Consider the following 23,960-nt stretch of genomic DNA (forward strand, 5'->3'; position numbering starts at 1 on the left):
ATGGGTCGCTGGCTGGCCGCTGGACTCGCCCTCAGCGTGGGCCTGCTGCCGGTGGGATGGCTGGTGGTGCCGGCGGCGATGGCGGCGGAGGCAGTGGATGGGCAACTGCTGAAGCTGTCGGATCTGGCCAATCGACAGAAGGGGCAGGGTCAATTGGAGGCGGCCCTGGCCACCTATGCAAAAGCGCTGGCGATGACTCGCAAGCTGCAGGACCGACGCGGAGAGGGAATCACCCTCAACAACATTGGAGGGGTGTATGGAGATATTGGGAAGCCGGAGGAGGCGCTGAAGCACTACCAGCAGGCACAAGCGATCGCTCGGGAGTTGAAGGACCGCCGAGGGGAGGGGACCACCCTCAACAACATTGGAGTGGTGTATGGAGATCTTGGGAAGCCGGAGCAAGCGCTGAAGCACTACCAGCAAGCACAAGCGATCGCTCGGGAGTTGAAGGACCGCCGAGGGGAGGGGACCACCCTCAACAACATTGGAGGGGTGTATAGAGATCTTGGGAAGCCGGAGCAAGCGCTGAAATTCTTCCAGCAGGCACTGGAGATCCGAAGGGAGGTGAAGGACCGCCGCGGAGAGGGAGCCACTCTCAACAACATCGGATTGGTGTATCGCAGTCTTGGTAAGCCGGAGGAGGCGCTGAAGGTCTACAAGCAGGCACTGGAGATCATAAGGGAGGTGAAGGACCGCAGCGGAGAGGGAATCACTCTCAACAACATCGGATTGGTGTATAGCAATCTTGGTAAGCCGGAGGAGGCGCTGAAATTCATCCAGCTGGCACTGGAGATCCAAAGGGAGCTGAAGAACCGCAGCGGAGAGGGAACCACTCTCAACTTCATCGGAGGGGTGTATAGCAATCTTGGGAAGCCAGAGGAGGCGCTGAAGATCTACAAGCAGGCGCTGGAGATTCTAAGGGAGGTGAGGGTCCGCAGCGGAGAGGGAACCACTCTCAACAATATCGGGTTGGTGTATAGCAATCTTGGTAAGCCGGAGGAGGCGCTGAAGATCTACAAGCAGGCACTGGAGATCCGAAGGGAGGTGAAGGACCGCCGCGGAGAGGGAACCACTCTCAACAACATCGGATTGGTGTATAGCAATCTTGGTAAGCCGGAGGAGGCGCTGAAGATCTACATGCAGGCACTGGAGATCATAAGGGAGGTGAAGGACCGCAGCGGAGAGGGAACCACTCTCAACAACATCGGATTGGTGTATCGCAGTCTTGGTAAGCCGGAGGAGGCGCTGAAGATCTACAAGCAGGCACTGGAGATTCTAAGGGAGGTGAAGGACCGCCGCGGAGAGGGAGGCACTCTCAACAACATCGGATTGGTGTATAGCAATCTTGGCAAGCCGGAGGAGGCGCTGAAGGTCTACAAGCAGGCACTAGAGATCCTAAGGGAGGTGAAGGTCCGCAACGGAGAGGGAACCACTCTCAACAACATCGGATTGGTGTATCGCAGTCTTGGTAAGCCAGAGGAGGCGCTGAAGATCTACAAGCAGGCGCTGGAGATACTGAGGGAGGTCAAGGACCGTAGCGGTGAGGCTGTAACTCTATCCAATCTGGCGCTTCTACAGCGAGATCAACAGCAACCCAAGCCAGCCATCGAAAATCTGGAGAAGGGTCTGGCGATCCAATTGGAGATGCGGCGTGGCCTTCAACGCAGCGATCGGCAGAGCTTCCTCAGCCAAAGTCAATGGGCGGCCTCATCGCTGGTGGAGCTGCTAATCGAGCAGAAGATGGCAGCGGAAGCCTTCACCTGGGTCAATCAGTTCGCCAGCGCTGATCTGGCCGATTACAGCCGCCTAATCGAGGCACGGGTGAACAATCCTGAGGCGCAACGGGCGCTTGAGGGGTGGCGGCTGCGGCAGGTGGAGATGCAGGGGCAGCGGCAGCGGTTGGAGGGTGAGCTGAATCCGCGGACAATGCAGCTGCTGGTGGAGCAGGAGGCGGCGCAGTTCCGTGCGGCGGAGGAGTTGATCGGCAGGTATCCCGAGATTGCCGAGTTGTTGGAAACCCGGCCGGCGGATCTGCAACGGCTGCAGGCGGGAACCCCGGCGGGCACGGTGGTGCTGCAGCCGGCGCCGCTCACCGGCGTACCGAAACGGGCCGACACGATGGCGTTGTTCGCGCTGACCCGCAGTGATCTTCAGGTGGTGACGGTCCCTCTGCCCAAGGATTTCCCTGTCCTGGTGGAGACCTACCGGCAGCAATTGGAACGAGGGGAGACCTACCTGGAACGCAGCGAGCAGTTGTACGACCTGTTGATCCGGCCCCTGGAGGACCGGGGGCTGCTGCCGGCGGGAGGGCGGCTGGCGGTGCTCGCCACCGGCAAGCTGCGGGAGATCCCGCTGGAAACGCTCTACGACGGCCGCACGAAGCAGTACCTGCTGGAGAAGTACCCGATCCATTACCTAACGCGGCTGAGCCGCAACGGTGCCCCAACCGCCCAGCCCGCCGGTGGGGGTGGCGGCGGCGTTCAAAAGGCACTGGTGCTGGCCAATCCCACCCCCACCGTCAGGGAACTGCCGGGCACGGAAGCAGAAGCGAACTATCTGCTGGGCAGCTACCCCGGCAGCCGTGATCTGCGCCGCAACCAGGCAACACTGGAGCAATTCCGGCAGCAGGCGAACCGCTATCCGATCCTGCACCTCGGCACCCACGGCTGTTTCGTCGCAGCGGGGTGCCCGAATCTGGGGATGCAGGCGAACACGCTGCTGTTTGCCAACCGCCAGCAGTACCCGATCGCTGAAGCGGCGCAGCTGGGTCTGTCGAACACCGAACTGCTGGTGCTGGGGGCCTGCCAGACGGCCAAGATCACCAGCGACAACGACGTGGGGCTGAGCGGCCTGGCCTACGTGTTGGAACGGGCTGGCGCCAGGGCGGTGGTGGCAAGCCTGTGGAGCGCGGCTGATGCGGAGAGCGCCCAGATCACCAAGGCGTTTTACGGGAACCTCAAGGCGGGGATGGACAAGGCCGAAGCGATGCGGCAGGCGAAGCTGGCGCTGCTGCGGCGCGATCCGGATGGCCGGCACCCCTATCTCTGGGCCCCGTTCATCGTGATCGGCGATGCAGCGCCCCTGGCGAGGTGAAGAGAGCCATCAGGATGGAACACCTTGCGCTGCTTTGATGTAGAGCGAATGCGCAAAGTGGTTGGGTATGTGGCGAGAGCATTGAGCAAGAAGTTTCCACTTATTCATGAATGCATTCATTCAGCTACCCGTCTTTGTTTGGCTCTTTCAGGATCAAGCCACGCGAGTAGATGTGGAGCGTGCCCTGCAGAAGTCGCCCCCGCAGCTTGGGTTTAATGCCTAGGTACCTGCTCAAAGCCGACAGTTCGCTCTACTGCCTCCCACAACCCCAGATCCTCCCGCCCAGCAGAATCTGACCCCATGAGGCCATCCCTTCTCCCCGTGCTGCTCTGTTCTGCCGCCCTTGCGGGCTGCATGGCGCCTGAGACAGACGAGCAGGTGATTCGCCGCCAGTACGGCATTCCAGCGGCGGCCAGAGTGTTGATGGCTCAGGTATCGCCGGCGGAGGCGGGCTGGTTCGGGCGCGAAGGCCTCAAGATCACGATGGTGTTCGGGCTCAGCGAGGGCGACTTCGACGCGTTGACCCGCAGGTTGAAAGCCACCAGCCACTGGCAGCCTCTGCCGATCCCTGAGACGACCTTGGCGCACCTCGCCGGTATCCGCAGGGCCCGAGCGGCGGGGGCCGTGGGCAACCTCACCGATCAGCAGCTGCTGGCGCAATTCCGTCAGACGATGCCTCCCCATCCGCCCATCGGTTGGTACCAGATCCAAACCGCAGGTACCAACATCCTGCACGCACCCAAGACGGTGCGAGACACGCTCGCCACGGACGTGAACGACTTCATGCTCGCCGTGCTTGATCCTGAACGGCACACGCTGATGGTGAGAGTGAGCACCATCTACTGACGCAGAACGGTTGTTTGCTTGAATTCAGCAGATCGTTGGCCCCGATGCAGCTTCATCCTTCCCCCCTTCCAGCACGTACCGTCCGGCTGGCACAGGCGGCGCTGGCTCGCTTCGGCCCATCCACCCTGCTTGCTGTGGCTTGTGTGGCCGTGGGCAGTGGTGCGGTGAGCCATGCCGCTACCGATCGGGCCCGGTTTGACGCGGCATGGACTGGTGTCGACTGCAAAACTTTTGACGTGCCTGCCGCCATCGCCGCCCAGTCGGATTGTGGCTACGTCACAGTTCCTGAATTACACGCGCAACCCCAGGGCCGCACGATCCAGCTCGGTGTGGTCCGCACCCGCAGCAGCGGCAGCGCCCCTGCCGCCGATCCCCTGGTGGTGGAGCAGGGCGGCCCGGGGGATTCCACCATCGGTGACATCGTCAATGGTGGCCTGCCGAAGTTTCCTGAACTCCCGGCGTTGTTGAAGAGCCGTGACATGATTTTCGTGGAGGAGCGCGGCACGCGCTTTGCCAAACCGTTCCTCTTCTGCCCTGAGCACCATGCGCACAACATTGCGGTGGCGAAGGGGGAGATCCCCTATACCGATGCCAGCTGGATCCAGGCCTGCAATCAGCGCCTCAAGGCCCAGGGCATCAACCCCAGTGCCTTCAACACCCGCGAAAATGCCGCAGATATCTATACGGTGGTGGAGACGCTGCGCTACCCGCAGTTCAACTACTACGGCGTTTCCTATGGCACCTTGCTGGGGCAGTATGTGATCGCCCAGGCGGATCAGCACAAGGCCAAGCTCCGCAGCGTGATCCTTGATGGCGTGGTGCGGCCTGATGTGGATTTCAATCTGGCCTCCAGCTACACGTTCAGCTACGCCCTGCGCAACGTGTTCCAGGCCTGCGCCCAGGATCCCGCCTGCAACGCCACCTACCCCAAGCTCGAGCAGACGTTTCTCACCATCGTTGATGAGCTCAACCGCAAGCCTCTGCCCCTCACGCTGACCATCCCTTCCAGCAAGCAGCCATTCGTCACCAAGCTCGATGGCAATGCGTTCGTGATGGCCATGGTTCCCTATCTGGCGCGGCCCTATTCCGGTGAGTCCACCCGTGGCAGTTCCCTGCCCCGGTTCATTCAGGCGGCCAGCAAGGGCAACTTCGCCTGGGTGGCTGAGGCGCTCTCCGATCTGGAGCCCCCTGGTGCGAAGGAGATGTATCACACCGTTCTCTGCGCGCGGGCGCGATCGATTCGGGTGGATCCGGCCCAGGTGCTACCGCCCGCTTACCCGCAGCTGCTTCCCCTCGGCCTGCGCGAAGCCGAAGGCGTGAACCGGGCCTGTGAGGTGCTGCAGGTGGAGCAGAAGCCGCCCTTCGTCTACAGAAACCGGCAGATCCCCACCCTGGTGCTTAACGGCAGCTACGACCCCGTCACGCCTGCTCCCTACGGAGAAGCTGTGGCGAAGAATCTGACCACCGCCACTGTGGTCACCTTCCCGGGTGTGGGCCATGGGGCGCTGTTCGCACCGGGGGGCACCCCTGCGGCAGCCTGCGTCACCCAGATCGCCGCAGATTTTCTGGTCCGTCCCACAGCCACACCCGACAGCCGCTGCCTTGCCAAGGTGAAGCCTGCGTTTGTTGTGGAGTAGGGGCGGCACCCCCTCGAAAGGGGCCCCCATCAGAACTGCGCCCAGAGCTGGAGATCCAGGGGTGACGGTGTCTTGAAGGCCGTCATCAGCTCCCAATAGTGGCGCGCGTCAGCGTGGCGGTCGGTGCCGGCTAGGGCGGTGAGGTAGGCGAGGCGAAACAGATCGTCCTGGGCGTCGCTTCCCCCGACGGCGGTCACCGCCGGCATCACGGGATCGAGCAGCGCCGCGGTGGTGGCGTAGTCACCGGTGCCGTGGGCAATGCTGGCCTCGACCACCGCCTGTCCGACCGGTTGCCAGACCCGTGTCGACTCGCCGTCACCGCGGTTGGTGCGGGCCTGCACAGACTCCCGCAGCCTCGCCAGAGCATCGCCGCGCCCGGCGCGGGCCAGCGCGTAGCCGTGATGGGCGCTCAGGAACGGGAACACGCACTCGTGAACCCGGGCCTCCACGTGGTCAGCCACGGCGGCCCAGGTCGCGTCGGGCACGGTTGCGCCGGCCATCTCGGCGCGCCACAGGTAGGAAACGGCGTCAATCTGCTCGCCGGGGCTGTCAGGGGTGATGCCCCAGATGTGGTCGCGGAACACGGCGTCGGCGCCGTCACGGTCGAGCTGGTCGAGATGCGCGACCGCGAGGTGCCAGGCGTTGTGGCAGTAGATGAGCCTGCTGCTGGTTTGCCAGACGGGGAGGAAGCCGGCCAGGCGGTTGATGGCGCCGGGCGGGTCGCCGTGGGTGATGAACACATGGGCGAGCGTGTGTTGGGCCCATGGGGTGTGGGCGTCAAGGGCGAGGGCCTGCTCAGCCAGCTCGGCTGCGGCCTCGGCGTGGCCGGTGAGCTCGGTGGCGAAGGACCACACGGCCAGGAAGTCCGGGTCGTTGAGATTGGGTTCGGCGATGCGCTCGATCTGGTCGAGGAACCGCGGCCCCATGTGCTGCTGGCCGAGTACGTAGTAAAGGAACTCGAGGGCCTTTACCGCCAGCAGATCGGTGGGCCAGCGTGTGACCAGCGCCTCAAACCGCTCGACCGCGAGCAGGAAATCGCCGCTGTCCCACCGCCGCAGCGCCGCAAGGGTGGCGGCCTCCCGTTCGTTCAGCGCGGGTTCGAGCGTTGCCAGCCGAGCGAGGTGGCCGGCGGCCAGCGCGGAGGCCTCAGTGGTCTGGCCGTAGAGCCCCAACATCGCTGCGCCGAGCTGCAGGCTGGCCACGTCGGCAAACGTGGCGGCGGCGTCGAGCACGCTCTCGGCACCGAGGTCAAGACCGCAGAGGCGGTCGGTGAAGGTGTCGATGGCGGCGATGGCGCCTTCGTCGCCGGTGCTGACGTCGAGCCCGCGTCGTGTCGTGCCCATGCGTCCAACCGTCCCGAACTGGTCGATCGCTAGCGAGGCTGATCCTAGCTAAGAGCATGACAATCGCCTATGCGTTCACCTTTCTGGGTGTAGGCCATAGGGCACTGTTCGCGCCTGGGGGGATGCCTGCCGCAGCCGGTGCCACCCAGATCACCGCAGATGTCCTGGCACGTCCAACAGCCACACCCGACAGCCGCTGTCTCGCCGAGGTCAAGCTTGCGTTTGTTGTGGAGTAGGGGCTGCGTTCGTGCTGATTGTTGTTGGCTGAGGATGGACGGGGCCAGGCCATTGTCAGCGGAGGCGTTGTATGGAGGTTGATCGATCCAATGGCTGGGAAGCCGTAGCGGCCCGTTTTGTGGCAGAGCGCTCCTCGATTGGTGCCGCCACCGTGCGCAGCTGGAGCCGGGCCTTGCCGGCAAGTCCTTCTGTTCTTGATCTGGGCTGCGGTTGTGGTGTGCCGATTTCTGCAGCGCTGATGGCCGAGGGCTGCCACGTGTCAGCCGTGGATGCCTCTCCCAGCATGGTGGCTGCGTATCGGCAGCGCTTTCCCCAGGCGAGGGTGGCGTGCGAGCCCGTGGAAAAGTCCAGTTTCTTCAACAGCACATTCCACGGAATTGTGGCCGTCGGCCTGTTGTTTCTACTGCCAGCTGATGGGCAGCGCGCACTGATCCGTCGCGTCTCTGCTGCTCTACAACCTGGTGGCCGTTTTCTGTTCACCGCCCCTGTGCAGGCGGTGGCCTGGAAAGACACCATGATGGGCGGCCACTGCGTTTCCCTCGGCGACGAGGTGTACCGCCGCGCCCTTGCTGCTGCGGGGCTGCACGTTGTTGGTGAGTTTGTGGATGAAGGAGAGAACCATTATTACGACGCCTGCCGCATGGGCTGATCGCCAGGGATGCTCTCGCTTATGTGCTTATGATCCAAGCGTCTTCGATGACCGCATCGATTGGACTTCCCTTTTCCCAATGGCGTCGCGTCGTATCTGTCCGGGGGACTGCTCCTCGGACTGGGACTGATGGTCATGTATCTCAGCCTCGGTGTGAAAGCCGGAGCGAGTTCCTTTCTGAGCTCCACGCTCACCTATTTCACGCCACTTCAAGCCGAGCGCAGCTCGCGCCACTGGCGCCTGCTGTTCGCCCTGGCCATGGTGCTCGGCGCCTGGCTGTACGCCGCGACCCACCAGGCGTTCTTCGTTACCGCCGTGGGCTGGTGGCGGCTGGCGCTGGGGGGTGTGCTGGTGGGGTTCGGCACCCGGCTCTCCTCGGGCTGCACCTCCGGTCACGGCATCTGCGGCGTGGCCTCCTTCTCGAGGGCCTCGCTGCTGGCGGTCGCCGTGTTCATGGCGGTGGCCATCGTCACCGCCCGGATCGTGCTGCTGCTGGGGGTGACGCCATGAAGCGCCTGTTCGCGATCCTGCTGGGTGGTGGGTTGTTCGGCTATGGGCTGGCCTGGAGCGGCATGGCCCGGCCGGAGGTGGTGCTGAGCTTCCTGCAGCTGCGCGACCTCGGCCTGCTGCTGGTGATGGCGGCGGCCCTGGCGGTCACCACCATCGGCTTCCGGCTGGCGCCGCGGCTGCGGCAGACCACGCTGCTGGGGCTGCCCTTCTCCCATGAGGTGAAGCCGATGCTGGCCGGCACCGTGCCGGGTGCCGTGATCTTCGGTGTGGGCTGGGGCCTGAGTGGCCTGTGCCCCGGCGCGGCGGTGGCCAGCATCGGTATCGGCAACGGGCCGGTGTTGATCGGTCTGGCCGGGATGTTCGTGGGCGCCTACCTGCAGGGCGTCCTGGCGGAAGGGCCTCCCAAGCTGCAGGCTGGGCCCCAGCAGGGTGAGGGCTGAGTCGCCCGACGCGATGGCCTCCTCCGCTCCCTTTCCCCTGGCGGCCGCCGCCGGCGCTGCGCCGCTGCTGCTGCGGCAGCTCTTTGATGCCGAGACGGGCACCTTCACCTACCTGCTGGCGGAGGTGGCCTCCCGGCAGGGGGTGCTGATCGATTCGGTGTACGAGCAGCACCCCCGCGATCTTTCGCTGATCCGCGAACTGGGCATCGATCTGGTCGCCTGTCTCGACACCCACGTTCACGCCGATCACGTGACCGGCAGCTGGCGGATGCAGCAGGCCACCGGCTGCCCCATCGGCCTGGCCGCCGTCGCTGGGGCCGAAAACGTGACCCTGCCCCTGCGCCACTGGGATCGGGTGAGCTTCGGCGGCCGCCACCTGGAGGTGCGCGCCACCCCCGGCCACACCGATGGCTGCCTCAGCTTCGTGCTCGACGACCACTCGATGGCGTTAACCGGCGATGCACTGCTGGTGCGCGGCTGCGGCCGCTGTGATTTTCAGCAGGGGGATGCCGCCACCCTTTACCACTCGATCACCGGGCGGCTCTTGTCTCTACCCGACTACTGCCTGCTGTACCCCGCTCACGACTACAGCGGCCGCGCGATGAGTTCGGTGGCCGAGGAAAAGGCCTACAACGCCCGGCTCGGCGGCGAGGCCGATGAGCGCGACTTCGTGGGCTACATGGAGAACCTGCACCTCCCCCACCCCAACCGGATCGCCTTGGCCCTGCCAGCCAACCTGCGCTGCGGTAGGCCCGCCGACGGTGGCCTGGAGGAAGCGGACAACTGGGCACCGATCGAGCGCAGCTATGCCGGCCTGCCAGAGCTGACGGCTGGCTGGGTCGCCGAACACCGTCAGGAGCTGACGCTGGTGGACGTGCGCTCCGAAGCGGAAGTGCAGGGCCCGGACGGTCGCATCCCGGGCAGCCTGCTGATTCCCCTGCCCGAGTTGCAGAGCCGGGCCGACGAGATCCCCACGGATCGCCCCACGGTGGTGCTCTGCCACTCCGGCAGCCGCTCCGCCCTGGCTACACAGCAGCTGCAGAAGAAGGGGCTGAGCCAGGTGGCGAACATGCGCGGCGGCCTGCGGGCTTGGAAGGCGCAGGGGCTGCCGTTGGAGCATCCCTGAGCAACAACACCATCGCGATCTGCTGTAGCCGCGGTCACAAGTGGTTCACGGACCCGTTAACCACGGCTGGCGTTGGCGTTCCTGCTTAGAGTGCAGTTGCGGGGCAAGGGTTTAAGAGACCGATTGCTGTGAACTCAGTTGTTTATCAGGAAGGGGCCTGCTGGCTGGGGGTGGTTCGCGGAACTGCCTAAGAACAAGTTCGATGGACACTTGCAATCTTTGAAACGCGAAGGCCGCTTACGAAAGTGCGTCGTGCGACATGATAACCAGTGCAGGTGATTTTAGTCGGACATAAGATTGCTTTAAGTGTTCTGGAAAGATATGCATGAAACCATCTTGAATATGGACCAGATTCGCCAGGTCACGAGTAGACTCATCGGCCTGTCCGCCAGCATGAATCAGCTTATTGCGGATCCTCCTTACTTGCTTTATCTCTTCTGAGTCCCAGCAGCTCTCGCGCAGATTGATGTGGATGGCTTTTACTGGACAGATTCGGCCCCTGACATCGTTAACCCCGGGCGGGAAGAACAGGGTTTGGTCTCAGTGTAGACCTCATGGGGAGTTTTGCTTCCCAATGCGCTGTGTGGTCTTACATGACCATACCTCCAGAAGAAGCGGGCCAGGCTGATCTCCGCCTCCCAGCCATCGCTGTAGGCACGCAGATACACCTCCTCATACTTGACGGTGCGCCACAGTCTCTCCACCAGGATATTGTCAAAGCACCGCCTCCTTCCTGACCAACTGATCTTGATGTCTTCTGCCTTGAGTCGTTGAACGAAGGCCGATGAGGTGAATTGACAGCCCTGATCGGAATGGAAGATCTGGGGCTTGCGGCCACTGACCAGGGCCATCTCCAGGGCCTCCAGGCAGAACTCCGTGTCAAGGCTGTTGGAGAGTTTCCAGCTGAGCACATGCCGTGAGAACAGATCGACAACGGCCACCAGGTACAGAAAGCCCTTCCGCATCGGAATGTAGGTAATATCCGTCGCCCAGACCTGATCTGGGGCCGTGAGCTGCTGGAGGTCCTCAAGGCAGGGAAAACGCTCGGATGGGCTACCAGGAACTGTCGTCCTTGGTTTCTGATAGATCGCCCGTAAACCCATGCGCTGCATAAGGTTTCGGACACGGTCACGGCTGATCGGGATACCGTCTCTGGCCAGATACTGCACCATCCGACGGTTACCGGAGGTTGGATCCTCCAGGTAACAGGCATCGATCCTGGCCATGATCCGCAGAGTGGACTCATTGACAGGCACGGGCTTGTAATAGAGGGTCGATCGTGCCAATCCGAGGAGTTCGCACTGGCGGCTAACCGTGAGCTCAGGGTGGTGATGATCGACCAGTTTGCGCAGTTCACGGGCGTCAGAGCAGCTGAGACTTTTTTTTCAGCCACTCCAGCTCCATTTGGAGCTTGCCGATCTGCTGGAACAGCTCAGCCTCCTTGGCCTGGCTTTCGTCCTTGGCCTGGGTCTTCTTGCCCCGGGTGAACAGGTCGCTGGCACCCTCCAGCAGCTGCTTCTTCCACTGGCTCACCTGAATCGGGTGCACCGAATGATCAGCGGCAATCTCCTGGAGCGTCTTGCGGCCACTGATCGCCTCCATGGCGACCTTGGCCTTGAACTCGGGGCTATGGGTGCGGCGTTTGCTCATGGGTGGGAGCCCCCTCTCAGGGGCGGTGCCCCGCCTCAGAGGTTAACGATGGACCCTGTCCAGAAAAGCCAGACCATCTCAGATTGGATCCGAAGCTGTCGCCGAGAACTGCAGTGAAGTTCCTGTTTGTTGATTGTAAGTTGGGATTTCCAGTGGATATTCTGGCGCAGCGTACTACAAACTCTTCGTAGGCTCCGTAGATTCCGATGTACGCCAAGCGCATAATCCCATGAAGGCCCAAGTGGAATGGATGGTGCTGAATGTACTGCTGCCATATCGCAGATGCAGACACAGAGCTGTCTCGGATACTCTGAAGGCCTCGGACATCGCCTAAGACTCTGAAGAGCTCGCTTCTGAGTTCGCTCTGAAGGGCATGATCATTAGTGAGGCTTGGCACTCGGTCTCGCAATCTGCTGAGAACATACTCCAAAAAGCCTAAGAGGGAATAGTCAAGTGGCCCCTCGCTCGCCATCCCAACGTGGAAGTTTTCAATCGCATTTGGCGCCAGCGCTGGAAATGCAACGGCATATGAAATACTTCTCCAATCAGTCAACAGGTTAAGAATGAGATGAGATATTCTGCTTTCCGCCCTGTCCGATGCCTCAAAAGCTGCTCTGGTGAAGTCGTCTTCAAGAAATCCTTGATATGATTCGATCCGTTGATCAACAACGACAGACCTGTCTTCGAGGGCATCCATGCGATTCTAGAATGATGACATTCAGTTTATCGTGGCCAGAGTAGCCATCGAACAATGCGATTCACCTGGGCCACCTCCAGGGGTCGCTTCAATAGTCATTACTCCATGTGGCCAGGTGATCGCAAGCGTTAGCTGCACAGGAAGGCCGTGGTCGTTATCGTCGGTGTGATGGTGGCGATTTCGGATGCCGACAATCCTTAGAAGCGGTCCTTACAGGATCTACTTCTACAGTCACGAGCCAAATGAGCCTCCCCATGTTCATGTTGACAGAGATAAGGCTTCATGCAAAGTCTGGCTTGTTCCTGTGGCATTGTCCTCGAGCCTTGGATATAGCGCCAGAGAGCTGCGTGAGATTGAACGGCTGATCAGCTTGAACCGAGCTATCCTGCTGAAAGCATGGGAGGAGTTTCATGGCTAACCCTGGCGAGCAGGTCACAGACGTTGTCTTGACAGAGGACAGGCTGATCGTTGACCTGGCTGATGGACGATCTATCTCGGTGCCGTTGGCTTGGTTTCCAAGGCTTCTGCATGCAACATCCCAGGAGCGTCATAACTGGGAGATTGCAGGAGCTGGCTACGGAATCCACTGGCCAGACGTTGATGAGGACTTAAGTGTGGAAGGCCTTCTACGTGGAGCACCAGCGCCCCAGGTAAAGACACTGGTCAGCTAACACCGCCATGCACCTGTGCCGCCACCGCAAGGCTATCTTCTTCGCTGCGCAAACCTTGCGGCCAGGTGATGGCGAGCGCTAGGCATTTTTTACTCGCACATGCTCATTGACCACCCAGCGCTTAGTCCGCTCTCCCCTCACATGAGAACGTACGCCATACAGGGCCTTCGGGAGCTCCAGGCCGTTGGCTCAGTTTTCGTAGCGTCCGGAATTGAGATCTATGCTGCAGCTGTCTACGAGCGTGTGGGAGAACTTGACAACTGCTTGGAGTCGATGCGAATTGCAATCTCCGAGATCGTCGGCCTAGCGAAGTCTGCTACGCCCATGTCAAAGTCATACCGATATCACCACGAGAATTACTTGCTGCGTGTAACTGGATTGCTGGATCGTGCTTATCGGCTCGTCAGTATCGCCTTAGGTTTGCCAAAAAGGAACGGTCGATAGTTTTCAGGGCAACGCACGAGTCACGGAAGCCATAAAACATGCGCATCCCGAAGTTCACAAGGCACTTCTTGCTCTCCACACCCTTGTGGCCGAAAAGAAGAACGTGCGAAACGAAGTGGCCCATTCGTCGGCCTTTTCATCGCGGGAACTTGGCCTGTACTCAGCCGTGGAGGAGCTAGAATACGATGGCGTAAACAAGGCAGACGTTCAGCCACTGATGGCGAGCCACTTTTCTACCGAGGCCAGTCTACTTGGCATACTGGCAGTTCAAGCCGAAGCGAGCCTATTCAGCCTAGTCGGTGAACTAGAACCCATCATCACCCCTCATGTCAAACGTTATGTGCTAGATCATGGGACTGTGCATCTACTACCTCAATGAGTCGTCCTCAAGTCAAAATAGAGCGCATATCGTTCCCGAATCTTTTCTCCGGAATGATGTCACCCTGAAGCCCGGGACAGAGTGCGACGAATGCAATAACTCTGCAGCTGGCCTTGAACAAGCCTTTGTTTACCATAATCGGATATGGACGCAAATTATGACCCTAAGAGCACCCGGGAAGAGAGGCAAGATAAGAAAGCGAATGGCGCATTATTCCGCTGACGACAAGACTGAAATGCTGACCATCCGATATCGTCCGTGTTGGTTGACCGAGGGTGACGGGGAAAAGAAGATATCCTTTCCAGACCCACCTGAATACAGTGATGCAAAGTTTCGTCGCTGCTTGGGCCACATTTACCTGAATTACATTGCGTGGAAGTTTGGCTGGCAAGTTGCGCTTGAAAGCAGGTTTGATGAACTCAGGAGATATGTCCGATATTCATCAAGAATGGAACGGTGGCCGTATGGGCAAGCCTCACATGATGACTCCCAACCAAGAAGGAGGCTTGGGATAGGCTTGGCCCCTTGTGCACCTGGATTAACAATAAAACTCGAATCATATATTGACGACTTCTACTTTGACCCACTCAAGTCCAGCGAGCTTGGATCATGGATTGCTAATTGCAATGGACAAGAAACGATCTATCATGATGGCAGCACATAACAAGCCCCTGGAGTGGACAGGCCGCCACCAGCTCTCTGCTACGCCACCCCAGGCTGCTTGCCTGCCACTCAGGGGCAGCGTTAGGCCTCATACTTTACGCAAATAGGAGGCGCCATGCCAATCCACCACAACATGCTCGGCAAGACGCCCTCCTCCACGGAGCGCATCCTCTTTCCCATCGCAGACCAAGCATTGGGAACCCAGGGGTCCCTGCTGTACGAGCATGTGCTTAATCCAGGGGTCGAGGTGCCGTTTCACCAGCACCCATACGAGGAAGTCATCGTTTGCATTTCCGGAGTCGCCGAGTGCTCACTTAACAGTGACCCCTGGCAGAGGTATGAACAAGGCAGCGTGCTAATCATTCCACCGAACACACCGCACTCCCTAAGAAATATCGGTTCCGGCCTTCTGCGGCAACTGGCCTTCATGCCAACGAGCGTCAATAGAACTAAATGGCTGGCTCCCAAAGGCAGCGTTGAGTGAGCTTTGCTTCTGTCCGCAGTGCGGAGGAGTGATGGAGATCTCAGTCGTGCGGGTTCGCCAGATCAGACCCCCTTTCCCTTGATTCAGCAAATGAGTATAAGGAGATACGCCGTAGCGATCAGAAAGTGAACACCAAGATAGTTGGTTCCAAAACAGAACTGACCAGCTGACCCGCTTGCAACCCTATGCTTTAGTAGTCAGCTGACAGATGAGACCAAGGCATTGGCAGTAGTCCATTGCACCCAAGACAAAAGCGAAAGCCAGCATTAAGTATGGTCTGATGCTTCTGCTGTAAGCCTAAAATCCCGGAGTTGCCGGCTCGTTCAACTTCGGAAATGATCTTAGCTGTCACGATCTTATCCATAGTCGTTAGGTAATAAAAACAACCCATGAAACCAGACCAGAAGATTCAGAAGCGTCTCACGGAACTGGTCGAGATGGGTAAGGATGTGCTCTCAACAAAGCGAAGCCCTGGCCAGAATGCCGTCGGAGATTATCGTGTCGATAGCCAGTAGGCTTATCAGTGGGCAACAAGCGTTCAAAGTCTTCTTACCCAAATCTTTGGATCGAACAGTGAACACTATAAGAATTTCACTGCTCAGGTCAGCAGCCATCTGACCTTCTCGCCGACCTACCGTGCTCAAGGCATCCTCCTGGCGGCCAAGGATGACTACGACTACGGTTACCTCTTTGAAGTTCGGCGACTCGTCGAGGCCGAGGTCTTCGACGACTTTCTTGAGTAGGCAGAACTGAGATGGTCTGGCTTTTCTGGACAGGGTCCATCGTTAACCTCTGAGGCGGGGCACCGCCCCTGAGAGGGGGCTCCCACCCATGAGCAAACGCCGCACCCATAGCCCCGAGTTCAAGGCCAAGGTCGCCATGGAGGCGATCAGTGGCCGCAAGACGCTCCAGGAGATTGCCGCTGATCATTCGGTGCACCCGATTCAGGTGAGCCAGTGGAAGAAGCAGCTGCTGGAGGGTGCCAGCGACCTGTTCACCCGGGGCAAGAAGACCCAGGCCAAGGACGAAAGCCAGGCCAAGGAGGCTGAGCTGTTCCAGCAGATCGGCAAGCTCCAAATGGAGCTGGAGTGGCTGAAAAAAAAGTCTCAGCTGCTCTGACGCCCGTGAACTGCGCAAACTGGTCGATCATCACCACCCTGAGCTCACGGTTAGCCGCCAGTGCGAACTCCTCGGATTGGCACGATCGACCCTCTATTACAAGCCCGTGCCTGTCAATGAGTCCACTCTGCGGATCATGGCCAGGATCGATGCCTGTTACCTGGAGGATCCAACCTCCGGTAACCGTCGGATGGTGCAGTATCTGGCCAGAGACGGTATCCCGATCAGCCGTGACCGTGTCCGAAACCTTATGCAGCGCATGGGTTTACGGGCGATCTATCAGAAACCAAGGACGACAGTTCCTGGTAGCCCATCCGAGCGTTTTCCCTGCCTTGAGGACCTCCAGCAGCTCACGGCCCCAGATCAGGTCTGGGCGACGGATATTACCTACATTCCGATGCGGAAGGGCTTTCTGTACCTGGTGGCCGTTGTCGATCTGTTCTCACGGCATGTGCTCAGCTGGAAACTCTCCAACAGCCTTGACACGGAGTTCTGCCTGGAGGCCCTGGAGATGGCCCTGGTCAGTGGCCGCAAGCCCCAGATCTTCCATTCCGATCAGGGCTGTCAATTCACCTCATCGGCCTTCGTTCAACGACTCAAGGCAGAAGACATCAAGATCAGTTGGTCAGGAAGGAGGCGGTGCTTTGACAATATCCTGGTGGAGAGACTGTGGCGCACCGTCAAGTATGAGGAGGTGTATCTGCGTGCCTACAGCGATGGCTGGGAGGCGGAGATCAGCCTGGCCCGCTTCTTCTGGAGGTATGGTCATGTAAGACCACACAGCGCATTGGGAAGCAAAACTCCCCATGAGGTCTACACTGAGACCAAACCCTGTTCTTCCCGCCCGGGGTTAACGATGTCAGGGGCCGAATCTGTCCAGTAAAAGCCATCCACATCAAACACCTTCTGGAGTCTGGGTACTATCAGCCTGCAGCAGTGGTAGCGGGCTGTGTGCTTGAGGACGGACTGCGAAAGCTGTGCGATGAAAATGGAATCACCTTGCCACAAAAGCCCAAGCTGGATGCCATGAATGCGGAACTTGCGAAGGCCGGCGTATTCTCAAAACTCGTACAGAAACGTATTGCAACATTGGCGGACTTGAGAAATAAGGCAGCCCATGGTCAGTGGCAAGATTTCAGTCAGGATGACGTCACAGAGATGGTAGTGGCAGTAAGGCGTTTAATAGAGGAGCACTTTGCCTAACATCCAGATATAGAAGGCTGGATTATGGGCTGGCTCCTAAGCTTAGATCCCTGCCCGCCGCTGATCTTGAGCGTTAGGCGCCACAGGCGCGAGGGAACCCATAGAGATTGGTAGTGCAGCACACGACGTGCATCGCCTTGGCCCAGGAGACCCACGAGGCGTACCACGGCGTCCTCGCCTGTAAGCAGCTCTCCCGCGCTGTATTGATTCATAATCATGACTCAGATACCCCACTCGTTCCAGCCCCCCGCAGCGCTCGTCGCGCCCGAGAAGACTCCTGTCGTTTCTTGAGGGCTGCGCGCGCGGCTCGGTGCGCACCGCCACAGGAGCGGCAACCGGTCCATAATTGTGAATCTCGGCTCAAAGGAGAGCAGCAATGTCGAACCACTTCACTGGACTGAATCTCGGTCCTCCGCTCGGGGACCAACGACTCGACCTCTGTGACCTCTATGCGTTCCAGTCGCCCAAGGACCCGTCGAGGACCGTGATCATCCTCAATGCCAATCCGACGGCCGACGCGCTCCATCCCGATGCCATCTACCGCGTTAACATCGACAACGACGGCGATTGTCTGACAGACATCGCGATCAGCTACGTGTTCTCGCCGCCGAACAATGGAAAGCAAACCGTCACCGTCTTCGTTGCAAAAGGCGAGGAATCCCTCTCCGTCGAGGCTGTTGGAACAAAGATCATCGCCGATGCCGAGGTCTCCTTCGGCGCCGAACCCAACATCGTCAAGTCCGGCGCCTATACGCTCTTCGCCGGTGCTCGCAGCGACGCTTTCTTTTTCGACTTCGACGGCATCAAGAATCTCTTCGATACCTCGGGCGGCAGAAACTTCACCGCCCCCCACCTGGGCGGCAAGTCTCCATGGACCGGCGTGGATTCAAACACGGAAGCCAACGTCTTCTCGATGGTGATCGAGCTGCCGACGAGCGAGCTCGACGCCGAGCCGGAGATCCGCATCTGGGGGCGATGCAGCGTGCGTGAGGACGGCAAACTGCTTCATGTTGATCGCGCCGGCCACCCGAGTGTCAGCAGCTTCTTCAACACCGATGACACCAAGTTGGAATACAACGCCAGCGAGCCAGTTAACGATCGCAAGCGATGGACCGATCAGTTCGTCCACCTGATGGGGCATACGGGCAACTACACGCGAGAAGAAGCCATCGCCGCGATCGACGCCGACCGCATTTTGCCCGACATGCTGTGTTTCAATCCTTCTAAGCCTGCGACGTATCCCAACGGCCGCGTCTTTACCGACGACGTCATCAATCATCGCCTCGCCTTCCTTTCTAAGGGTGATATTCCCCCAACCGGCCTTAGCCCGCACACTGACATTCTCAAGGAGTTCCCGTACATCGGCACGCCACATCAGAAGACAAGCTAACGCCAGGCCAACACGGCTGTATCCATGAGGCCTTAGAGGGTATGTGTTGTGCCCGAGAGCATCCATAACCGTGAGCGGGCTCCAATAACGAGACACCTCCGCACTTGCCCCACTTAGGCTGCTCTGGGCAGAGGTAGGACGGATTTCACTGAGTACGTCGAATTAGAGTTAGGCCTCTCCGGCTTTTGGCTTATCCTGTTACGTCGCAGCTAGTAGAGTCTCGCCAATCAAATTCGAAAGGAATGCCAAAGTCTGATCGCGCATCCAGGCCGTTGACGTCGGCAGCGGCGCCGGACGTGCCGGATGACGAACGCTTCAACTGGCTTGAGTACAGGAACCGCGACGATTTCCCTTACTACCGTGGCTGGCCGACCGCGATCACCACCTCGCAATGGAGGATTGTGTTCGCTTCTGTAGTCGTTGCGTTCCTGGTCCTTAGCTTCGGTCTTGATGCGTTCAAGGGTGACGCCACTTCGTTCATCCCGCGCATTCTTTTTGTGGTGATTCCTCTGGGTACGCTCGCTGTTGTCGCCGACAAGCACTGGACCGCGATCTTCCGCAAGGTACGTGTCAGGGACGTCGCTTGGATGGTCGGATTCGGCGTCCTCAACCTGGTCGTGACGATGGGAGTTGGCTTCATCACAATCCGTCTGTTCGATCAGGCAGCGAATGCGGCCAGTGTCATGGAGAAGAGACCCTACGGCATGTTTTCGTTCTACGCCGGTACTGGCATCCAGCTGTTCGGCGAAGAGCTTTTGACCATTCTGCCGTTCCTGGCGATCATGCAGCTCTGCACCAGACGGTTCGGCCTGTCGCGAAAGGCCGCCGTCCTATGGGCATGGGGAGTCTCGGCGATTTTCTTTGGCCTGGTCCACTTACCGACGTATCACTGGAATCTTCTTCAGTGTCTGATCATCATCAGTATTGCCCGCCTCGTTCTGTCACTGGCGTACATCAAGACTAAGAACATCTGGGTCTCCACCGGTGCTCACATCGTTAACGACTGGGTGCTGTTCACGCTGCCGCTCGTGGCCTCAATGCTCGTGCCAACGTAGCCCGTGCTCGATAGGTTGGCTACCATCCTGTCTGTGATGCAAGAACAGGGACAATCGTGCATGAACTTATGGCGTTCGTATCCGTATCCCTTAGCCATTCTCACATTGGCGCTTGTCACCAGCAGCACGGCAGCCAGTGCAGCCACTCCGAATCGATCTGAACTTGGTGCGGCATGGCAGTCCGTAGAGTGCACAACCTTTGAGGTCCCTGCCTCTGTGGCCTCCCAGTCGGATTGTGGCTACGTCACCGTCCCTGAGCAACACGGGCAATCACAGGGACGCATCATCCAGCTTGCGGTTGTGCGCACCCGAAGTAGCAGTCGAGCGCCTGCTGCCGATCCATTGTTTGTTTTGCAGGGAGGTCCTGGTGACTCAGGGATTGGCGTCTTTGCCAATCAGGTCTTGCCTCTCTTCCCCGAATTGAAGGCCTTGTTGGCGAGCCGTGATCTCATTATCATTCAAGAGCGCGGCACACGCTATTCCAAGCCCTTCCTCTCATGCCCTGAGATCAATGCCCACAATATCGCTGTTGTACAAGGTCAGCAAAGCTATACGGATACAGGTTGGTTCAAGGCGTGTAACGACCGGCTCAAGAAGCAAGGGATGAATCCCAATGCCTTTAATACCCGTGAAAATGCGGCTGATGTGTTTGCTGTTGCAGAGACGCTGGCTTACAAGCAATTCAACTTCTATGGCGTTTCCTACGGCACATTATTGGGGCAATATGTCATCGAACAGGCTGATCGGCATCAGGTGAAACTCCGCAGTGCCATCCTTGATGGCGTGATTCGGCCAGATATCGATTTCAATCTGGCGTCTGGTCACACGATCAGCTACGCCTTGCGGAACGTGTTTCACGCCTGTGCTCAGGATCGACAATGCAGCCAAGTCTATCCCAATCTGGAGACCAAGTTTCTCGCGATTGTCGATAGACTCAGCCAAAAGCCCGTTTCCGTCACTCTCGCCATTCCGTCGACCAAGGAGCCGATCGTTGCCAAGCTCGATGGCAACACCTTCATCAATGGAATCGCACACTATCTATACAGACCCTATTCAGGAGAAAGCTCCCGCGGGAGCAGCCTGCCTCGGTTGATTCATGCAGCGAGCAAGAACAACTATGGTTGGATTGCAGATAAGCTTTCGGAGGATCTGGAAAGCAACGATAGCGCCAAGGAGATGTATCACACCGTCCTCTGCGCTCGGGCTAAATCATTTCAAGTAAGCCCATCAGAAGTTCTTCCGAGACCCTATCCACAGCTCATCTCCTTTGGCATCCGTGAAGCTGAAGTCGGCAGGAAGGTCTGCGAGATACTCCAGGTGGAGCAGAAACCTGTCTTCACCTTCGTGAGCTCGGAGATTCCCGTTCTGGTGTTGAATGGTGCTTACGATCCGGTCACTCCGCAGCCTTACGGGGAGGCTGTGGCGATGAAGATGATCAATGCCCATTCTTTTACGTTCCCAGGTGTCGGACATGGGGTGTTGATGGTGCCGCCAAAGATGTCGGCTGGAACCTGTGCGACTCAGATGGCCGATGACTTTCTCAGGAACCCGAAGCAACCGCCCAACAGCGATTGTCTGAGTCGTATCAAGCCTGAGTTTGTCGTCGAGTGAATGGATTGATCTTGAGCAGGAAGGGGGCTTTTTGCTGACCCCTCAGGCCACCGAGGTCTTGATCCAGCAGGCCGGTGACAGCCGCAGCAGCAGTCCGGCCTGGTCGTAGCGGTGTCGCGGATGGGCCGTCACCCGGGTGGTGAGCACCCCATCACCGTCCACCTCCCGCAGCAGGGCCGCCAGCAGATAGCCACCGATCTGGCTGGCCAGCAGCAGCGTCACCGATCCCGTGCTCAGCGTGAAGGTGTCCAACAGCGAGGGCATCAGCACGCCAAGGGCCGCTTCCACCGCGCCGATCACCACAAACGCGCAGCAGGCCGCCCCCATCCGCAGTTCGCTCTGTGCGTCAGCCATCACGGCGGCGCAAGGCGACGGCGGCCAGCAGCAGCAGCACCGCCAGCCAGCGGCCCGGCCCGGTCGGTTGCTGGGGGACCCCCAGCAAGCAGTGGTGATCCATCCGGAGACCGGCGACCGCCTGGCCGGCCACCACCAGCCCGAGGGTGAGGGTGGCGCTGAGACGCGGGATCACCAGGGTGCTGGAGCTCACGTACAAGGCGCCGAGCACCCCGGCCGGCAGGCTCCAGCGCGGCGCCGTACTGGTGGAGTTGGTGCTGCCCCAGATCCTCGGCAGCGAGCGGGAACGGCTGGAGCAGTGCACGACGCCGCAGGAGCGTGAGTTCCTGGCGGGGCTGCTGCGCAGCCAGCTCCTGGCCCTGGAGGCCGGCGACTGAACCCTCCCCAGCACCCAGTGGCAGGGATTCGCCGTGGAGAGGGAGTTGGTGGCCAAAGCCGGCAAACTGGAGAGCCCCGTCTTGCTGCTGCTTCGTTCACTTCAGGCGCACGCGACGACAACAGTCAAGGAGGTCTGATCGATGAAGGTCATCATTCTTGGCAATGCCGGGGCTGGCAAGAGCACCCTGGCCAGGAAGCTGATCGCCAGCCAGCCGGCCGCCCGGTTATCGCTGGATCAGGTCGCCTTTCAAGGCGGAACCGAACGGCGTCCCCTTCAGGACAGCGTCGAGGCTGTCAAATGCTGGATCTCCGAGCAGGACAGCTGGATCATCGAAGGCTGTTACGCGGACATCCTGGAGCCCGTCCTGGCCTGTGCCGATGAACTCATCTTTCTGAATCCCGGGGTCGATGCCTGCATGGCCCACTGCCGTTCAAGACCCTGGGAGCCCGAGAAATTCAACTCCCGCCAGGAACAGGATGGGAATCTCGACAACCTCCTGCAATGGGTTGGCTCCTACGAAACCCGGGCCGACGACTACGGCCTTGCCAGGCACCGGGCACTGTATGAATCCTTTGAAGGGAAGAAGTGGGAATTCTGTCATCCTGAAGCGTACGAATCTGTCAACTGGCGGTGATCTCCACCAAGTGCTCCGTCTTCATCGCCACCAGCCTGGATGGCTTTATTGCCCGCAGCGACGGCTCCATCGACTGGCTTGAGCGCGCCAATGCATCCGTACCGGCGGGTGAAGACTGCGGCTACGCCGACTTCATGCAGACGGTCGATGCGATCGTCATGGGTCGTGCGACCTTTGAAAAGGTTCTGAGCTTCCCCGATTGGCCCTACAGCAGCAAGCCGGTCTATGTGCTCAGCACAACCATCAGAGGTCTCCCTGCCGGAGTGCCGGGCTCGGTCCACTTGCTCAATACCACGCCAGATGATGTCGTCAGAAGAACGGCTGAAGCAGGCCACCGTCATCTCTACATCGATGGCGGGCGAACCATCCAGGCCTTCCTGAGGGCTGGGCTCATCACCAAGCTGACCATTTCAGTCATCCCGATTCTTCTTGGCTCAGGCATCAAGCTCTTTGGTGAACGGCAAGCCGAAACTAATCTGCGCTTGTTGTCATCGAAAGCGTTTCCGTTCGGATTTGTTCAGAGTCACTATGCAGTGTACCAAGAGGCCTGACATCCAGATGAAGACGTCGGCAGCGAGAACTTTGTATCTTGCCGTTGCGATCCTGCCCGCCGGTGATCGTGAGCGTTGGACCGACTGATAAGCGTGGCCCCTGTACTAGACCGCTGTAAGCAGCTACAGTGGCCTAAGGAAGTGACTTTAATGTCTAGACGGTTTGATATGGTAGTCGAAAAGGATTCAGAAGGGTTTTCGTGGCGACCGTCCCTGCGCTGCCCGGATGCCATACGCAAGCTAAGTCGCTGGATCAGTTAATGGAGAGAATCAAGGAAGCCATTGAGCTTTGCCTTGAAAGTGCAGGCACTGATCTTGAGCTACATTGCTTTGTAGGGGTATAGCGAGTTAGACTTGAAATGTGACGAGACATTATGCGGTTTCAGGCAAGACCCTCATCGCAGCCTTGAAGGGAATCGGTTGTGAAGAAATAAGGGTCAGAGGTAGCCACCGTCTCCTTAAGTACCCAGACGTAAGAACGACAGTTGTTCCCATTCATTCGATTGAAACTATAGGGCCTAGTCTTTTGGCAAGCATCCTTCGTGATGACAAGCTCTCCAGAAGTGATTTTCAAGACCTTCTATGACGAACTCAGCGGCTGTCCAACATCAAGATTCAGGGGCCGGGGCCAAAGATGCCTAGTGAATGCACTGGGCTTCATCCCGCCGCTGATCTTCGGCGTTGGAAGGATGTGGGCCATGTAGCGGGATCACTGAGAGCAATGCTGCCTTTCCTCGGATCTGCGGCATCTTACTCCCTGATAAAGAGAGCAAAGCGGCTCCCGCAATGGCTAAA

At 59.2% G+C, this 23,960-nt stretch carries 27 protein-coding genes; 21 read left to right on the forward strand and 6 right to left on the reverse strand.

The features are described 5' to 3' along the window. The 3 genes from ACXMDP_RS06955 to ACXMDP_RS06965 all read left to right on the forward strand — a co-directional run bounded on the left by ACXMDP_RS06955 (position 1) and on the right by ACXMDP_RS06965 (position 5,576). Positions 1-3,093 carry a CHAT domain-containing protein gene (locus ACXMDP_RS06955; protein WP_311134159.1) on the forward strand — a complete coding sequence of 1,031 codons (3,093 nt, stop codon included), beginning with the start codon at positions 1-3 and terminating at the stop codon, positions 3,091-3,093. A gap of 300 nt (positions 3,094-3,393) precedes the next feature. Continuing rightward, a complete protein-coding gene (locus tag ACXMDP_RS06960) occupies positions 3,394-3,939 on the forward strand; it encodes a hypothetical protein (protein WP_457767145.1) in 546 nt (181 codons plus the stop codon). Positions 3,940-3,983: 44 nt separating this feature from the next. After that, positions 3,984-5,576, forward strand: coding sequence for an alpha/beta hydrolase (locus ACXMDP_RS06965; protein WP_259730506.1), 1,593 nt, complete (start codon positions 3,984-3,986; stop codon positions 5,574-5,576). Between the two features lie 29 nt (positions 5,577-5,605). On the opposite strand, the gene ACXMDP_RS06970 is transcribed toward ACXMDP_RS06965, so the two are convergent. Then, positions 5,606-6,919, reverse strand: coding sequence for a hypothetical protein (locus tag ACXMDP_RS06970; protein ID WP_259730507.1), 1,314 nt, complete (start codon positions 6,917-6,919; stop codon positions 5,606-5,608). Between the two features lie 307 nt (positions 6,920-7,226). On the opposite strand from ACXMDP_RS06970, the gene ACXMDP_RS06975 reads away from it, so the two are divergent. The 4 genes from ACXMDP_RS06975 (at position 7,227) to ACXMDP_RS06990 (ending at position 9,881) form a co-directional block, all read left to right on the forward strand. Continuing rightward, on the forward strand, positions 7,227-7,805 hold the full coding sequence (locus ACXMDP_RS06975; RefSeq protein ID WP_259730508.1) for a class I SAM-dependent methyltransferase: 579 nt from the start codon (positions 7,227-7,229) through the stop codon (positions 7,803-7,805). Between the two features lie 129 nt (positions 7,806-7,934). Further along, positions 7,935-8,315 (forward strand): YeeE/YedE family protein, encoded by a 381-nt coding sequence (locus tag ACXMDP_RS06980; protein WP_457767146.1) that lies wholly within the window; start codon positions 7,935-7,937, stop codon positions 8,313-8,315. Then, entirely contained in the window at positions 8,312-8,755 is a 444-nt protein-coding gene (locus tag ACXMDP_RS06985; protein WP_259730510.1) for a DUF6691 family protein, read from the forward strand. The genes ACXMDP_RS06980 and ACXMDP_RS06985 overlap by 4 nt, the downstream gene beginning before the upstream one ends. A 13-nt stretch (positions 8,756-8,768) precedes the next feature. After that, entirely contained in the window at positions 8,769-9,881 is a 1,113-nt protein-coding gene (locus ACXMDP_RS06990; protein ID WP_259730511.1) for a rhodanese-like domain-containing protein, read from the forward strand. Positions 9,882-10,360: 479 nt separating this feature from the next. Here the strand turns inward: ACXMDP_RS06990 and ACXMDP_RS06995 are convergent, their stop codons facing one another. From ACXMDP_RS06995 to ACXMDP_RS07005, 3 genes are read right to left on the reverse strand one after another with little or no spacing between them, the layout of a single operon-like run. After that, entirely contained in the window at positions 10,361-11,233 is an 873-nt protein-coding gene (locus tag ACXMDP_RS06995; protein ID WP_457767201.1) for an IS3 family transposase, read from the reverse strand. A 10-nt stretch (positions 11,234-11,243) separates the two neighbouring features. Further along, a complete protein-coding gene (locus ACXMDP_RS07000) occupies positions 11,244-11,531 on the reverse strand; it encodes a transposase (RefSeq protein WP_457766750.1) in 288 nt (95 codons plus the stop codon). A 16-nt stretch (positions 11,532-11,547) separates the two neighbouring features. Beyond that, positions 11,548-12,228, reverse strand: a complete 681-nt coding sequence (locus tag ACXMDP_RS07005; protein ID WP_457767147.1) for a hypothetical protein — start codon at positions 12,226-12,228, stop codon at positions 11,548-11,550. Between the two features lie 184 nt (positions 12,229-12,412). Here ACXMDP_RS07005 and ACXMDP_RS07010 point away from each other — a divergent pair, with 184 nt between their 5' ends. The 9 genes from ACXMDP_RS07010 to ACXMDP_RS07050 all read left to right on the forward strand — a co-directional run bounded on the left by ACXMDP_RS07010 (position 12,413) and on the right by ACXMDP_RS07050 (position 21,247). Further along, on the forward strand, positions 12,413-12,646 hold the full coding sequence (locus ACXMDP_RS07010) for a DUF4160 domain-containing protein (RefSeq protein ID WP_457767148.1): 234 nt from the start codon (positions 12,413-12,415) through the stop codon (positions 12,644-12,646). Then, entirely contained in the window at positions 12,639-12,899 is a 261-nt protein-coding gene (locus ACXMDP_RS07015) for a DUF2442 domain-containing protein (protein WP_457767149.1), read from the forward strand. Before ACXMDP_RS07010 ends, ACXMDP_RS07015 begins: the two co-directional genes overlap by 8 nt. Positions 12,900-14,518: 1,619 nt before the next feature. Beyond that, positions 14,519-14,869 carry a cupin domain-containing protein gene (locus tag ACXMDP_RS07020; RefSeq protein WP_457767209.1) on the forward strand — a complete coding sequence of 117 codons (351 nt, stop codon included), beginning with the start codon at positions 14,519-14,521 and terminating at the stop codon, positions 14,867-14,869. A gap of 831 nt (positions 14,870-15,700) precedes the next feature. Continuing rightward, complete coding sequence (locus ACXMDP_RS07025) at positions 15,701-15,988, forward strand: transposase (RefSeq protein ID WP_457766750.1); 288 nt, start codon at positions 15,701-15,703, stop codon at positions 15,986-15,988. Between the two features lie 19 nt (positions 15,989-16,007). Then, complete coding sequence (locus tag ACXMDP_RS07030) at positions 16,008-16,871, forward strand: IS3 family transposase (protein ID WP_457767210.1); 864 nt, start codon at positions 16,008-16,010, stop codon at positions 16,869-16,871. A gap of 68 nt (positions 16,872-16,939) precedes the next feature. After that, positions 16,940-17,191, forward strand: coding sequence for a hypothetical protein (locus ACXMDP_RS07035; protein ID WP_457767150.1), 252 nt, complete (start codon positions 16,940-16,942; stop codon positions 17,189-17,191). 376 nt (positions 17,192-17,567) lie between these two features. After that, positions 17,568-18,581 (forward strand): DUF4331 family protein, encoded by a 1,014-nt coding sequence (locus ACXMDP_RS07040; RefSeq protein WP_457767151.1) that lies wholly within the window; start codon positions 17,568-17,570, stop codon positions 18,579-18,581. Between the two features lie 272 nt (positions 18,582-18,853). Beyond that, entirely contained in the window at positions 18,854-19,636 is a 783-nt protein-coding gene (locus ACXMDP_RS07045) for a CPBP family intramembrane glutamic endopeptidase (protein WP_457767152.1), read from the forward strand. 216 nt (positions 19,637-19,852) lie between these two features. Beyond that, the gene (locus ACXMDP_RS07050; RefSeq protein WP_457767153.1) at positions 19,853-21,247 is read left to right on the forward strand and encodes an alpha/beta fold hydrolase; all 1,395 of its coding nucleotides are present in this window, start codon (positions 19,853-19,855) and stop codon (positions 21,245-21,247) included. 42 nt (positions 21,248-21,289) lie between these two features. On the opposite strand, the gene ACXMDP_RS07055 is transcribed toward ACXMDP_RS07050, so the two are convergent. Beyond that, a complete protein-coding gene (locus ACXMDP_RS07055; protein ID WP_457767155.1) occupies positions 21,290-21,601 on the reverse strand; it encodes a DUF1349 domain-containing protein in 312 nt (103 codons plus the stop codon). Next, on the reverse strand, positions 21,594-21,812 hold the full coding sequence (locus ACXMDP_RS07060) for a DMT family transporter (protein ID WP_457767156.1): 219 nt from the start codon (positions 21,810-21,812) through the stop codon (positions 21,594-21,596). Before ACXMDP_RS07060 ends, ACXMDP_RS07055 begins: the two co-directional genes overlap by 8 nt. On the opposite strand from ACXMDP_RS07060, the gene ACXMDP_RS07065 reads away from it, so the two are divergent. The 5 genes from ACXMDP_RS07065 to ACXMDP_RS07085 all read left to right on the forward strand — a co-directional run bounded on the left by ACXMDP_RS07065 (position 21,781) and on the right by ACXMDP_RS07085 (position 23,751). After that, on the forward strand, positions 21,781-21,978 hold the full coding sequence (locus ACXMDP_RS07065) for a hypothetical protein (protein WP_457767157.1): 198 nt from the start codon (positions 21,781-21,783) through the stop codon (positions 21,976-21,978). The genes ACXMDP_RS07060 and ACXMDP_RS07065 overlap by 32 nt on opposite strands. Positions 21,979-22,119: 141 nt before the next feature. Then, positions 22,120-22,614 (forward strand): hypothetical protein, encoded by a 495-nt coding sequence (locus ACXMDP_RS07070; protein ID WP_457767158.1) that lies wholly within the window; start codon positions 22,120-22,122, stop codon positions 22,612-22,614. Further along, complete coding sequence (locus ACXMDP_RS07075) at positions 22,611-23,165, forward strand: dihydrofolate reductase family protein (RefSeq protein ID WP_457767159.1); 555 nt, start codon at positions 22,611-22,613, stop codon at positions 23,163-23,165. The genes ACXMDP_RS07070 and ACXMDP_RS07075 overlap by 4 nt, the downstream gene beginning before the upstream one ends. Before the next feature lie 200 nt (positions 23,166-23,365). Next, complete coding sequence (locus ACXMDP_RS07080) at positions 23,366-23,509, forward strand: type II toxin-antitoxin system HicB family antitoxin (protein WP_457767160.1); 144 nt, start codon at positions 23,366-23,368, stop codon at positions 23,507-23,509. A gap of 17 nt (positions 23,510-23,526) precedes the next feature. Beyond that, positions 23,527-23,751: a type II toxin-antitoxin system HicA family toxin gene (locus ACXMDP_RS07085; RefSeq protein WP_457767161.1), complete on the forward strand. Its 225-nt coding sequence runs from the start codon at positions 23,527-23,529 to the stop codon at positions 23,749-23,751. Positions 23,752-23,960: the final 209 nt, after the last annotated feature.

The sequence above is a fragment of the Cyanobium sp. ULC065 genome (assembly GCF_977927515.1).